The organism is Aeromicrobium sp. (assembly GCF_036676885.1).
In the GTDB taxonomy this organism is placed as follows: domain Bacteria; phylum Actinomycetota; class Actinomycetes; order Propionibacteriales; family Nocardioidaceae; genus Aeromicrobium.
This window is the reverse complement of record NZ_JAKFCB010000003.1, coordinates 1-13,443: the sequence shown is the minus strand read 5'-3', so window position 1 is coordinate 13,443 and position 13,443 is coordinate 1. Positions and strand designations below refer to the sequence as shown.

General features: G+C 68.3%; 13 protein-coding genes and 1 other RNA gene. 5 read left to right on the top strand and 9 right to left on the bottom strand.

Going from position 1 to position 13,443, the window contains the following annotated elements:
• Position 1: 1 nt before the first annotated feature.
• The 9 genes from ssrA to V6M46_RS00110 all read right to left on the bottom strand — a co-directional run bounded on the left by ssrA (position 2) and on the right by V6M46_RS00110 (position 7,918).
• Positions 2-370, bottom strand: a transfer-messenger RNA (tmRNA) gene (ssrA, locus tag V6M46_RS00150).
• An 88-nt stretch (positions 371-458) separates the two neighbouring features.
• The gene (locus V6M46_RS00145) at positions 459-1,835 is read right to left on the bottom strand and encodes an MFS transporter (RefSeq protein ID WP_332661652.1); all 1,377 of its coding nucleotides are present in this window, start codon (positions 1,833-1,835) and stop codon (positions 459-461) included.
• Positions 1,832-2,707 carry an amidohydrolase family protein gene (locus V6M46_RS00140; protein ID WP_332661651.1) on the bottom strand — a complete coding sequence of 292 codons (876 nt, stop codon included), beginning with the start codon at positions 2,705-2,707 and terminating at the stop codon, positions 1,832-1,834. Before V6M46_RS00140 ends, V6M46_RS00145 begins: the two co-directional genes overlap by 4 nt.
• Positions 2,708-2,709: 2 nt before the next feature.
• Positions 2,710-3,183 (bottom strand): SsrA-binding protein SmpB, encoded by a 474-nt coding sequence (gene smpB, locus V6M46_RS00135; protein WP_056212575.1) that lies wholly within the window; start codon positions 3,181-3,183, stop codon positions 2,710-2,712.
• A 29-nt stretch (positions 3,184-3,212) separates the two neighbouring features.
• Positions 3,213-3,689 (bottom strand): type II toxin-antitoxin system RatA family toxin, encoded by a 477-nt coding sequence (locus tag V6M46_RS00130; RefSeq protein ID WP_332661650.1) that lies wholly within the window; start codon positions 3,687-3,689, stop codon positions 3,213-3,215.
• A gap of 6 nt (positions 3,690-3,695) precedes the next feature.
• Positions 3,696-4,940, bottom strand: a complete 1,245-nt coding sequence (locus V6M46_RS00125) for a peptidoglycan DD-metalloendopeptidase family protein (RefSeq protein ID WP_332661649.1) — start codon at positions 4,938-4,940, stop codon at positions 3,696-3,698.
• A gap of 108 nt (positions 4,941-5,048) precedes the next feature.
• Entirely contained in the window at positions 5,049-5,963 is a 915-nt protein-coding gene (ftsX, locus tag V6M46_RS00120) for a permease-like cell division protein FtsX (protein WP_332661648.1), read from the bottom strand.
• A gap of 9 nt (positions 5,964-5,972) precedes the next feature.
• Entirely contained in the window at positions 5,973-6,662 is a 690-nt protein-coding gene (gene ftsE / locus V6M46_RS00115) for a cell division ATP-binding protein FtsE (protein ID WP_332661647.1), read from the bottom strand.
• Positions 6,663-6,709: 47 nt separating this feature from the next.
• Positions 6,710-7,918 (bottom strand): ROK family transcriptional regulator, encoded by a 1,209-nt coding sequence (locus V6M46_RS00110; RefSeq protein ID WP_332661646.1) that lies wholly within the window; start codon positions 7,916-7,918, stop codon positions 6,710-6,712.
• A 109-nt stretch (positions 7,919-8,027) separates the two neighbouring features.
• On the opposite strand from V6M46_RS00110, the gene V6M46_RS00105 reads away from it, so the two are divergent.
• The 5 genes from V6M46_RS00105 to V6M46_RS00085 form a co-directional block, all read left to right on the top strand.
• Positions 8,028-9,563: a sugar ABC transporter ATP-binding protein gene (locus V6M46_RS00105; RefSeq protein ID WP_332661645.1), complete on the top strand. Its 1,536-nt coding sequence runs from the start codon at positions 8,028-8,030 to the stop codon at positions 9,561-9,563.
• Positions 9,560-10,576: an ABC transporter permease gene (locus V6M46_RS00100; protein ID WP_332661644.1), complete on the top strand. Its 1,017-nt coding sequence runs from the start codon at positions 9,560-9,562 to the stop codon at positions 10,574-10,576. The genes V6M46_RS00105 and V6M46_RS00100 overlap by 4 nt, the downstream gene beginning before the upstream one ends.
• 42 nt (positions 10,577-10,618) lie before the next feature.
• Positions 10,619-11,662 (top strand): substrate-binding domain-containing protein, encoded by a 1,044-nt coding sequence (locus V6M46_RS00095; protein WP_332661643.1) that lies wholly within the window; start codon positions 10,619-10,621, stop codon positions 11,660-11,662.
• Between the two features lie 84 nt (positions 11,663-11,746).
• The gene (locus V6M46_RS00090) at positions 11,747-12,934 is read left to right on the top strand and encodes a Gfo/Idh/MocA family protein (RefSeq protein WP_332661642.1); all 1,188 of its coding nucleotides are present in this window, start codon (positions 11,747-11,749) and stop codon (positions 12,932-12,934) included.
• Positions 12,931-13,443, top strand: a 513-nt coding sequence (locus V6M46_RS00085) for a sugar phosphate isomerase/epimerase family protein (RefSeq protein WP_332661641.1), incomplete at its 3' end; no start/stop codon positions are given. The genes V6M46_RS00090 and V6M46_RS00085, both read left to right, overlap by 4 nt.

Below are 13,443 nucleotides of genomic sequence, written 5' to 3'. Positions count from 1 at the left end.
TTCGTGGAGCTGCCGGGAATCGAACCCGGGTCCTACGGCGCTGAGTCAGGGCTTCTCCGGGTGCAGTTCGTCTATCGCTTTTCTCGGCCCCGACGCTCGGACGAACGCGTCGCCGACGGGCCCAGTCGCAGAAAAGTCCCGATCACACGCTGCGACGCCGTGTGATCAGCAAGTCCCCTCAATGAGACTGGCGATCCGGAGCGGGAACGCCCCCGGGCCAGCCCTTCACCTATCGCTTAAGCAGCGAGGGCGAAGTCAGTGCGCTTTGAATCGGCACTTGTTGGTTTCCAGAGATCGTTAAAGAGATAACCCTGGATCCTCTACCCGCTTCACCTGAATCGAACGACCTTAGTCGAAACCGATCAGCCCCTCTTGAGTTTTCAAACGCTGCCGTAGCAACGTCACCATCCTACTCCTGCACAACCGCAGAACCGATCCAGGAATTCCGCCGGCCGCCGTCAGTCCTCAGCCAGCAGGACTTCGGGGCTGACGGCGCGGCCGTGGATCAGGGCGGCCGCACAGGCTCCCGCGACGACCAGCATGCCGATGCAGATCAGGGTGCCCGTGCGGAAGCCGGGGCTGAACACCTCCGGATCGGCGAAGTCCCTGCCGGCAATCCCGGCGATCGGCGGGATCGCCGCGACGGCCAGGAGCGAGGCGGTACGTGCGACGGCGTTGTTGATGCCTGAAGCGATGCCGGTCTGCATGTCCGGGGCCGCGGCCAGCACGGCCGTGGTCAGCGGCGCGACCAAGATCGTGAGACCGATGCCGAACACGATCGCGCCGGGAAGGACGTCGATCCAGAAGTTGGTGTCCTCGTCGATGCCCAGCCACATCAGCAGGCCGCCGGCGGCCACCAAGGGGCCGATCGTCATGGGCCAGCGCGGGCCGATTCTGGTGCCGAGCGCACCCGCCTTGGACGAGAACAGCAGCATCAGGATCGTGGCCGGAATCGTGGACAGCCCGGCCTCCAGGGGTGAGAACCCCGCGACGTACTGGAGTTGCAGGACGAGCAGGAAGCCCGAGGCAGCAAGTGCACCGTAGATGGCGAACGTGCAGATGTTGGCCGCGGTGAACACCCGGTTGGCGAACAGCTCCAGCGGAACCATGGCGTGCGGCGTGAGCTTCTGCTGGATCACGAACGCCACCAGCACGATCAGGCCGGCTGCCGACCACATCCACAACTTCTCGACCAGCCCGTATGTCAGGAAGGCGAGACCGGCGGCGGTCAGGGCGGCGCCGCCGAGATCGAGCTTCTTCTGCTCACCGGTCGTCTCCGGCACGTGCCTGATCGACAGCAGCACCACCACCGCGGCGAGCGGCACGTTGATCCAGAAGATCGAGCGCCAACCCACGGTGTCGACCAGCCAGCCGCCGAGCAGCGGCCCGATTGCGGTCGTCACGCCGGCCAGGCCGGCCCAGACACCGATCGCCGGTCCGCGGTCCTCGGGGACGAACGAAGCCGAGATGATCGCCAGGCTGCCCGGGGTCAGGAGCGCGGCGCCGATGCCCTGCAAACCGCGGGCGGCGACCAGCACCTCGATCGTGGGTGCCACCGCGCACAGCACGGAGGCCACCGCGAACCAGGTCACACCGACCACGAACACCTTGCGCCGACCGAGCCGGTCACCCAACGAGCCGCCGACCAGGATCAGCGCCGCGAGCGTGAGCGTGTACGCATTGACCGTCCACTGCTGACCCGGCAGTCCCCCACCCAGATCACGCGTGATGGCCGGCAACGCCAGCCCCACGATCGAGCCGTCGAGGAACGCCATGCCCGAGCCCAGGATCATCGCGGCCAGCAGCCACTTGCCCTGGGCGCTCGCCAGCCTCATGCCGAGACTCCGAACAGCTCGGCGCCGTTGTGCCAGAGCACGCTGCGCAGCCAGTCGTCTCCGAGGTCGAGCCGCTCGAGCACCTCGACCTGGTGTGCGTACGCGTACGGGATGTTGGGGAAGTCGGTGCCGAACAGGATCCTGTCCTGCAGCTGAGCCAGCCGCGGCGCGATGCCGTCCGGGACCGGAAGTCCCCAGAAGTCGACGAACGCCATCGTGGTGTCGAGTCGCACATGGGGGTGACTCTCGGCGAGGTCGAGGAATTCCGAGATCTCGGGCATGCCGAGGTGGGCGATGATCAGCGCGAGGTCCGGATGACGCGACAGCACGTCGGCGACTCCCGCGGGACCCGTGTGCGTGCCCGGGGCCGGGCCGGACCCGGCATGCAGGACGATCGGCGTGCGACTCTCCGCGAGGGCGCCCCACACCGGCTCGAGCAGCGGATCGTTGGGCGCGAAGTCGCCCACCTGCACGTGAGCCTTGAACACCTCGGCCCCGTCGGCGACGAGCTTCGGCACGTACGTGGCCGCCTCGGGCTCGGGGTAGAACGTCGCCGAGTAGAGCGCGTCAGGCGTGTTGGCGGCGAACTCGCGGGTCCAGTCGTTCATGAACTCCGCGATGCCGGGCTTGTGGGCATAGGACAGCGCCGAGAACTTCTTGACGCCCATCGCGCGGAGCTGCTCGACGCGCTCGTCGTCGCTGCCGCGATACGTCACCGGCCAGGGTCGTCCGAGCAGGGGTCCGGCCGCGTCGAAGTAGGCCCAGACCTTGGCGAGGATCGCCGGCGGCATGAAGTGCGTGTGGACGTCGACGATCCCGGGGATGCCCAGCCTGGCGGCGAAGGCCGGCAGGTCAGCGTCCTCCAGCGCCACAGCTACATGCCCTTGAGGCGTCGCCCGAGGTCGCGCTCGGCCTCTCGCGTCGCGTCGCGCTCGGCAATCGCGTGCCGCTTGTCGTACGTCTTCTTGCCCTTGGCCAGCGCGATCTCGACCTTGGCGCGGCCGTCCTTGAAGTAGAGCGAGAGCGGGACGATCGTCAGGCCCTTCTCGGACGTACGCCGCTCGATCCGGTCGATCTCCTGCCGGTTGAGCAGCATCTTGCGACGGCGGCGGGTCTCGTGGTTGGTCCAGGTGCCCTGCGTGTACTCGGGGATGTGGACGTGCAGCAGCCAGGCCTCGCCCCGCTCGATCTCGCCGAAGCCGTCGACGAGGGATGCGCGACCCGCACGCAACGACTTCACCTCGGTGCCGGTGAGGACCAGTCCGGCCTCAAACGTGTCTTCGATGTGAAAGTCGTGGCGCGCCTTCTTGTTCTGCGCAACGAGCTTGCGCCCGGTTTCCTTGGCCACGACCCCATTGTGTCATCCCGGCGAACGGCTCAGCCCCGAATGGCCGCCAGGACCGCCGGATCGGCACACCCGCGGGCGAAGCCGGCGATGCGGCGATCGATGTCACGTTGCAGCACGCGGGCGCCGACCCGCTCGGCAAGGGGCGCCAGCCAGCGGGGCCGGCAGCGGAAGCTGTAGCGCCAGGTGGCCCGCGTCCCGCCACCCGGCTCAGGCGCGAATCGCCACCCGCCCGCGAAGGACTCGAAGAACCACGGTCCGTCGAGCATCTTCATCCCGACGTTGGTGGGCGGGTTGTACGAGACGTACTCGCTGACCATCCGGAGCAGCTTGAGCCGGTGGCGGGTCGCGGTCCGCACGCCCTTGGCCGGAGCCGTCGCGCCGTCCAGCAGGTGCTGCTCGTGGATGAACGGATCCCACCGCAGCCGCGTCTCGCCGGTGGTCTGCGACACCGCGAACGCCGTGGCGTGATCGACCGCGACGAGCACGCTCGACTCGACGACCGGCACGCGCCCCTACAGCCAGTTCATGGGGTTCACGGTCGACCCGTTGACGAGGACCATGAAGTGCAGGTGGCAGCCGGTCGAGTAGCCCGTCGTGCCGGAGTAGCCGATCGTCTGACCGCGCGAGACGCGCTGGCCCGGCCTGACGATCCAGCGGGTCAGGTGGTTGTACGTCGTCACGACGCCCACGCCGCGCATGCTGCCGTTGTTGAGGATCACGCGGTTGCCGTAGCCACCGTTGTAGTACGTCTGCAGGACCCGGCCGCCGGCCGCCGCGCGGATGGGCGCCCCGCAGCCGGTCCCGAAGTCGGTGCCGTCGTGGAGCTTCCAGACCCGCAGGATGGGGTGGAACCGCATGCCGTACGCCGAGGTGATCGGTCCGCTCGCGGGTCGCGACAGCGTGCCGCCGCCGTCTCCGCCGGCGTCCCTGACCTGCTTGGGGGTGAGGGCGCGGATCTGCTGCTCGATCCTTCGGCGGTCCGCCTCGAGCTCGGCCAGCAGCCTCTTGTCGGCCGCACGCAGCTTCGCAGCGGTGTTCCGTGCGCCCTGGCGGGCCTCGACGAGCTGGGCGACCTGGGCGGCCTGCGCCTCAGCCGCCGCCTCGAGCTCTTGCTTGCGGACCAGGTTGGCCGCGGCGGCCTCGCGCTGCTTCTTGACCTGGTCGCGCAGCTTCTTCACCCGGTCGCGGTTGACCTCGAGGATCACCCGCGTGGCGTCGAGCTTCTGCATCGTCGCGAGCTGGGCGTCGCTGACCGCCTCGTTGAGGGACATCTCCTCGGAGAACTCGTTGGGGTCCTCACCGCGCAGGAGGTTGGTGAACGCCCGCATCCCGGGGTCGCCCTCCTGGATGGTCTGCACCGCGAACTGCTCGACCTTGGCCTCGGAGCGGCGCAGCTCCGCCTCGCCCTTGTCGAGGCGGGCAACGGCGGCGTCGAGCTCGGCTTCGGTCGCGGCGAGCTTGGCCTGCATCTGCGCGTCCAGGGCCTCGGCGGTCGCGAGCGCACCCCGCGTGTTGCTGAGCTTGGACTCGGCGGCGTTGAGCTTGCCCTGGGCCTTCTTGAGCGCAGCGACGGCGTTGGCGTACTTCTTGGTCGAGAGCTCGAGATCCTTCTTGGCGTCGCCGATCTTGCCGCTGACGCCCTTCTTCTGCTCCTCGAGCTCGTCCTTCTTGTCGGCGAAGGACGGCGCCGTCAACGCGGCGATCAGTGCGGTCGCCAGCAGCGCCGCCATCATCGCTTTGCGCTTGGTGGAAATCATGTGGCTCGACCTCTGGGGAAGAATCGTCCTGCAGGAGGAGGGTGGACTCTTCCGCACCTTACGTCACATCAGTCACATCGTGCAGGACATTTGGTCCCGGGAGTGGCGCTAGACGTCGAGATACTTGCGCGTCATCACCAGCGTCGGGATGAGAGCCAGGAAGACCGCGAGCGCAGTCGTGAGGCCCGCCACCAGGACGGCTTCCTCCCACCCGACCCAGGTCGTGATCCGGCCGAGCGTGTTCCGCAGGTAGCCGTAGACCACGAACTGCATGAACGCCGCCAGTCCCGCGGCGGCAAGCGCAGCGGACAGGAGCGCCGCGATCAACGACTCGAGGACGAACGGCAGCTGAATGTGCCAGCTCGACGCTCCGACGAGTCGCATGATGCCGATCTCGCGCCTTCGGGCGTACGCCGTCATGCGAATCGTGTTGGAGACCTGGAGGATCGCCGCAGCGATGAGGAGGACCGACGTCGCGATCGCGGCGTACTTGAACTTGTCGAGCGCGGTGAACAGCGGGCCCAGCTGTTCCTTGAGCGAGTTGACCGTGCCGACGCCGTCCATGCCGGTGACCTGGCTCCTCACCCCCTCGTACTTGTCGGCGTTCTTGAGCGTCACCATGTACGACTCGGGGAACGACGACGGGCTGAGCGTCTCCAGCTGCTTGCGTCCGTTGTCGGACTGCCCGAAGACGGCGCGCGCCTGCTCGAAGTTGTCGGAAGGAGTGCGTACGTCGAACGACTTGACCTCGGGGTTCTCCTTGAGCGCCGCCTGGATCGTCTGCTTCTGATCGTCGGTCGCGGCACCCCCGATGCAGTTCTTGCTCAACGAGTTCTTGGTGCAGAGGTTGACCTGGAGCTGCAGCTTGCTGCCGAAGTACTTCTCCGTGCGATCGGCCTGGCTCTGGATCAGCAGACCCAGAGCGGCCAGCAGGAGGGAAACCGTCATGGTGACGACCAGCGAGATCGTCATGGACTTGTTGCGGGACAGGCTCTGACCCAGTTCACTCAAGGTGCTTCGCATCGACGTCTCCTAGTTCTGGTAGCCGTAGATGCCGCGGGCCTCGTCACGGACGATGAGTCCGTTGTCGAGCTCGATGACCCGCTTGCGCATCTGGTCGACGATCGACGAGTCGTGCGTCGCCATGACCACGGTGGTGTCGGTGCGGTTGATCCGGTCGAGCAGCTTCATGATGCCGACGCTGGTCGCCGGATCGAGGTTTCCGGTCGGCTCGTCGGCGATGAGGATCATGGGCCGGTTGACGAAGGCGCGCGCCACGGCGACACGTTGCTGCTCGCCGCCTGACAGCTCGTCGGGCATGCGGTGGCCCTTGCCCTCGAGGCCGACCATCTCGAGCGTCTCGGGGACGACCTTCCTGATCTCATGGCGCGACTTGCCGATGACCTGGAGCGCGAACGCGACATTCTCGGTCACGGTCTTGTTGGGCAGCAGCCGGAAGTCCTGGAAGACCGTGCCGACCTGGCGGCGCAGCTTGGGCACCTTCCAGCTCGAGAGCTTGTTGATCTCCTTGCCGGCGACATAGACGCGGCCGGTGGTCGGCCGGGCCTCGCGGAGGATGAGGCGCAGGAACGTCGACTTGCCCGAGCCGGAGGAGCCGACGAGGAAGACGAACTCGCCCTTCTCGATCTCCAGGTCGACGGCGTCGAGCGCTGCGCGCTTCTGGCCGGGGTAGGTCTTGGTGACCTTGTCGAATCGAATCACCCATCGAGTGTAGGTGGGTGCACCCACCCGCTGTCGGACCCGGTTGTCTAGGCCGTTTGCGCTGCAGCCTGTCTGGCGACGTACTCGTCGACGGCACGGGGCGACAGCACCGCGTCGATGACCATCGCGCTCGCGCCGAGGATCCCGCCGCGGCTGGCCGCCGAGGTGCTGACGATCCGCAGGTCGTGCGTCGCCAGCGGCAGCGAGCGCTGGTAGACGACCTCGCGTACGCCGGCCAGGAGGTACTCCCCCGCCTCGGACAGCTTGCCGCCGATCACGATGACCGAAGGGTTGAGCAGGTTGACGCACGTGGCGAGCACCGTGCCGAGATCGCGGCCCGCCTCGCGTACGGCCTGGAGTGCGGCGATCTCGCCGGCGACGACGGCGTCGACGATGTCCTGCGAGCTCTCGACATCGAGTCCGCGCTCGCGCAGCTTGGCCGCGATCGCCGGGCCGGCGGCGACCGCCTCGAGGCAGCCGGTGTTGCCGCACCGGCACACCACGTCGTCCCTGGCCCCGGCCACCTGGACGTGCCCGAGGTCACCGGCTGACCCGAGGGCTCCACGCATGAGGCGGCCGTCGGAGACGATGCCCGCGCCGATGCCGGTCGCGACCTTGACCAGCAGGAGGTGGGGTGCGGCCTGCCACGCCGTGACGTACTCCCCCAGAGCCATGAGGTTGACGTCGTTGTCGACGAGCACCGGCCCGACGAACGTCTTGCCGAGGTGCGCCGGGATGTCGAAGTCGTGCCAGCCGGGCATGATCGGCGGATTCGCCGGCCGGCCCGTGGCGTGCTCGACCGGTCCGGGCACGCCGATGCCGACCCCCGCGACATCGCTGACCGGACGGTCGATCGCGGCGAGGAGCTTGAGCCCGATCGCCGCGACACGGTCCAGGACCTTCTCAGGACCGTCCGCGATGTCACTGTCCACGGTCTTCTCGTCGAGCACCCGCCCCGACAGGTCGGTCACGGCGACGCTGGCATGGGATGCACCGAGGTCGATCGCGAGCACGACCCGGTTGTCGCGATTCAGTGCGAATCGGGTCGGTGGGCGACCGCCGGTCGATGCGGCCTCGCCGACCGGCGCGAGCAGCCCCGACGCCAGCAAGGCGTCCACGCGGGCCGTGACGGTGGACCTCGCCAGGGACGAGAGCTGGGCGAGCTCAGCACGCGTACGGGGTGTCCCGTCACGCAGCAGCTGGAACAGCTCGCCCGTGCCGGCCAGGGTCGGTGGCAGCGCAGCGGGCAGATTCATGGCCATGAGTAAACCATGCCCCCTTTCACAACCTGCGTCGAGCAAGTCTGTTGCCCGACAACATACTTTTGCTTGACGAACGACAAAACATGTGACTAGCATCACCGCCATGCCACAGCCCCTGCTCGAGATGCGCGGCATCGTCAAGGAGTTCCCCGGCGTACGCGCCCTCGACGGTGTCGACCTCGTCGTCCGGGCCGGCGAGGTGCACTGCCTCCTCGGCCAGAACGGCGCCGGCAAGTCCACCCTGATCAAGGTCCTGTCCGGCGCGCACGACGTCGACGAGGGCACGATCCTGTGGGACGGCGAGCCGGTCACGTTCTCGGATCCGCAGGCCGCGCTGGCGACCGGGATCGCGACGATCTACCAGGAGCTCGACCTCATCGACGGCCTCAGCGTCGCCGACAACATCTACCTCGGGCACGAGAACGCGCGCGGCGGCGTCACCCGCGACCGCGACATGAATCGCTCGGCGCGCGAGCTGCTCCGCCGGCTCGGGCACCCGGAGATCCGCCCGACCCGCGAGGTCGGCAGCCTCTCGGCCGCGGGCAAGCAGATCGTGTCGATGGCCCGCGCGCTGTCGCGCAGCGCGCGCGTCATCGTGATGGACGAGCCGTCCGCGGTCCTGGACCCCGACGAGGTCGACGGCCTGTTCCGGGTCGTGGACGACCTCCGCTCCTCGGGCGCGGCGATCATCTACATCTCGCACCGGCTCGAGGAGATCCGCCGAATCGGCGACCGGCTCACGGTGCTCAAGGACGGGCGGACCGTCGCGTCCGATCTGCCCGCGCGCGAGACGCCGACGTCCGAGCTCATCACCCTGATGACCGGGCGCACGGTGTCGTCGGTGTTCCCCCGTCGTACGACCGAGCTGCCAGACGGGCCACCCCTGCTGAGCGTCGACGGGATCGGCCGCGACGGCGAGTTCTCCGACGTGTCGTTCGACGTACGCCCCGGCGAGATCGTCGGGATCGCCGGGCTCGTCGGCGCCGGGCGGAGCGAGATCATCGAGACGGTCTTCGGCGCGCGCCGCACCGGTCATGGTTCGGTCAGCGTCGACGGTCGCAAGCTGCGCAACGGCTCGGTCTCAGCCGCAGTCGCCGCCGGTCTTGGCCTCTGCCCCGAGGAGCGCAAGTCCCAGGGGCTGGTGCTCGACGACGCGGTCTACCGCAACATCTCGCTCGCCAGCCTCGACCGCTTCGCGCAGTACGGCGTCTCCCGCGAGGGCGCCGAGCGCAAGGCCGCGCACGAGGCCGCCCGCTCCGTCGACGTACGCCCCGACGACCCCAATCGCATCATTCGTACGCTCTCGGGCGGCAATCAGCAGAAGGTCGTGCTCGCCCGCTGGCTGCTGCGGTCCTGCAAGGTGCTGCTGCTCGACGAGCCCACGCGTGGCGTCGACGTGGGCGCCCGCGCCGAGATCTACGCCTTGATCCGTGAGCTCGCCGACTCCGGGGTCGCCCTCGTGATCGTGTCCAGCGACATCGAGGAAGTGCTCGGCCTGTCCGACCGCGTCCTCGTGGTGGCCGACGGGCGCGTGGTCCACGACGGCCCGAGCGACGCCATCGACCCGTCCGGGGTGCTCGACCGCATCCTCGCCGTGCACGACTCGACCACGACTGACAAGAAAGAGGATGTTGCATGAGCACGGACCTCACGGACGACCCTTCGATGACGCTGCCGGCGCCCCCACGGGGTGACCGCGGCAGCAACCTCGGCCTCGCCCGCAACCTCGGCCTCGTCATCGCCCTGATCGTGCTGTGCGTCGTCGGCATCGTCACGGCCGGCGACCGGTTCGCCAGCACCGACAACCTGCTGACGATCCTGCGGCTCGCCGCCGTCGTCGGCGTGGTCTCGGTCGGCATGACGTTCGTCATCACCGGCGGCGGCATCGACCTGTCGGTCGGCGCGATCCTCGCGCTCGCCTCGGTGTGGGCGACGACGACCGGGACGCAGGACATGGCCGACAGCATCGGCTGGATCGCCATGGTCTTCAGCGCGCTGCTGGTCGGCACCTGCGCCGGCGTCATCAACGGTGTCCTGATCGCCTACGGCAAGGTCGTCCCGTTCATCGCGACGCTGGCGATGCTGGCCTCCGCCCGGGGCCTCGCCGAGATCATCGCCGACCGCAAGACCCAGATCATCGGCAACCAGGGCTTCACCGACTTCTTCGGCGCCGAGCCGCTCGGCATCCCGGTCATCGTCATCATCTTCGCGGTCGTCACCGCAGCGGGCTGGTTCCTGCTCAACCGCACGACCTTCGGCCGCCGTACCTTCGCGGTCGGAGGCAACCCAGAGGCCGCCCGACTCGCGGGCATCAAGGTCCAGCGCCACACGGTCTACCTGTACGCCCTGCTGGGCCTGACCTGCGGCATCGCCGCCGTGATGCTGATGTCACGCACGACGACGGGCTCGTCGACGCACGGCACGCTCCTCGAGCTCGACGCCATCGCGGCCGTCGTGATCGGCGGCACGCTGCTCAGCGGTGGCCGCGGCACCGTGATCGGCACCCTGTTCGGCGTCCTGATCTTCACGACCCTCACCAATGTCTTCACGCTCAACAACCTGTCGATCTCGGCCCAGAACGTCGCCAAGGGCGTGATCATCGTGATCGCTGTGCTCCTGCAGCAGCGCATCGCTGAACGCAAGAAGACCTGACTTCTCCAGCCAGTCCGACCCCCACCACAACAGGAGTCCACCATGTCCATCTTCCATCGTCGGCGCCGCGGTCTCGCGGTCATCGGAGCCTTTGCGGCCGCCACCCTCGTCCTCGGAGCCTGCGGCAACAGCAGCGACGACGGCGACTCGAGCAACGTCAGCAAGAGCAACACCGACAACGACAAGTCCGGCAAGAAGGTCGTCATCGGCTTCTCCGCCCCCGCCGCCGACCACGGCTGGATGGGTGCGATCACGAAGGCCGCGGTCGCCCAGGCCAAGCAGTACGACGACATCACGCTCAAGGTCGCTGAGGGCACCAACGACGTCAACCTGCAGATCTCGCAGGTGGAGACGTTCATCAACGACAAGGTCGACGCAATCGTCCTGCTGCCGTTCGACGGCGCGGCGATGACCGCCGTGGCCCGCAAGGCCATGGACGCCGGCATCGTCGTGATCAACGTCGACCGAGAGTTCAACTCACCTTTCGCTGCTCGCACCACGGTGCTGGGCGACAACTACGGCATGGGTGTCTCGGCCGGTACGTACGTGTGTGACGACGCCAAGGGCGCGAAGGACAAGGTCGTCGCGGAGATCGCCGGCATCGACTCGCTGCCGCTGACCCAGGACCGGTCGCAGGGCTTCGCGGACGCGCTCAAGAAGTGCGGCCTCAAGGTCGACAACCGCGTGGCCGCGGAGTTCACGGTCGAGTCCGGTGAGAAGGCGGCATCCAACCTGCTGCAGGCCGCCCCGAAGATCGACTACCTCTGGAACCACGATGACGACCAGGGCGTCGGCGTCCTCGCGGCGATCAAGAACGCCAACCGCGACGAGTTCGTCATGATCGGCGGCGCCGGCTCGGCCAACGTCATGCGCGACATCAAGGCCGACAACTCGGTGCTCAAGGCGACGGTCATCTACCCGTCGACGCAGGCTGCCGATGGCATCAAGCTGGCCCGCCTGGTGGTCCAGGGCAAGTCGATGTCCGACCTCGCCGAGGTCGAGGTGCCGCGTGAGGTCAAGCTCGCCGCGCCGGTCGTCACCAAGGAGAACGTCGACACGTACATCAAGTCGGCTTTCGAGTCCTGATCGGTCCGGGGCCCGCGGTCACCACCGCGGGCCCCGACCCCATCCACCACGCCACACTGAGACCACTCACACGAGAGCAGGGACATGACCGACACACGTACGGAGCTCGGGATCGGCATGGTCGGCTACGCCTTCATGGGCGCCGCCCACTCCCAGGCCTGGCGCACAGCCCCCGCATTCTTCGACCTGCCGCTCCACCCGCGGCTGCGGGCGATCTGCGGCCGCAACGAGGACGCCGCCGGCGACGTCGCCCGCCGGTTCGGCTGGGAGTCCGTCGAGACCGACTGGCGGGCGCTGCTGACTCGAGACGACATCGACGTCATCGACATCTGCACCCCCGGCAACACCCACGCCGAGATCGCGATCGCGGCACTGGAGGCCGGCAAGCACGTGCTGTGCGAGAAGCCGCTGGCCAACACCGTCGCCGAGGCCGAGGCCATGGCGGCGGCAGCGGCCGAGGCCGCGAAACACGGCGTACGCGCGATGGTCGGCTTCACCTACCGGCGTACGCCCGCGGTGTCGTACGCCCGGCAGCTCGTCGCGTCGGGGCGCATCGGGACGATCCGCCACGTCCGCGGGCAGTACCTCCAGGACTGGCTGACGGACGAGAACACGCCGCTGAGCTGGCGGCTCGACAAGTCGCTTGCGGGTTCCGGCGCGCTCGGGGACATCGGAGCACACATCATCGACATGGCGCAGTTCGTCACCGGATCGTCGATCACCTCGGTCAGCGGGCTGATGGAGACGTTCGTCAAGACCCGCCCGATCGCGGGCGAGAGCGCGACGCTCGGCGGCACCTCCAGCGCCGACGCCGAGCGCGGACCGGTGACCGTCGACGATGCGGCCGCCTTCACCGCCCGCTTCGCCGACGGCGCCATCGGCGTCTTCGAGGCGACCCGGTTCGCCACCGGGCGCAAGAACGCACTCCGACTCGAGGTCAACGGCACGCGCGGCTCGATCGCGTTCGACTTCGAGGACATGAACGTCCTCGAGCTGTTCGACGCGACCGACGATCCCGCGGTCGCCGGCTTCCGCCGCATCCAGGTGACCGAGGCGAGCCACCCGTACATCGCGGCATGGTGGCCACCGGGCCACGGCCTCGGGTACGAGCACGGGTTCACGCACCAGGTCGTCGACCTGGTCACCGACATCGCCAAGGGCGCCGACCCGACCCCCTCGTTCGCGGACGGGCTCGCGGTGCAGCGCGTGCTTGACGCCGTCGAGGCGAGCGCCGCCGACGGAACCACCCACACGACAGGAGCAGCCTCATGACTCGACCGATCACGTTGTTCACCGGCCAGTGGGCCGACCTGCCGTTCGAGGAGGTCGCCAGGCTCGCCGGTGAGTGGGGCTATGACGGGCTGGAGATCGCCTGCTGGGGCGATCACTTCGATCCCTGGGCCGCGGTCGAGGACCCCACGTACGTCCAGACCCGCCACGACATCCTGGAGAAGTACGGCCTCAAGGTCTACGCGATCTCCAACCACCTGACCGGCCAGGCCGTGTGCGACGACCCGATCGACGCGCGCCACCAGGGCATCCTGTCGTCGCGCATCTGGGGCGACGGCGATCCCGAGGGCGTACGCCAGCGTGCCGCCGAGGAGCTCAAGAACACTGCCCGCGCGGCCAGGCTGCTCGGCGTCGACACCGTCATCGGGTTCACCGGCTCGTCGATCTGGAAGTACGTCGCGATGTTCCCGCCGGCGTCCGAGGAGATGATCGCCGCGGGCTACCAGGACTTCGCCGATCGCTGGAACCCGATCCTCGACGTGTTCGACGAG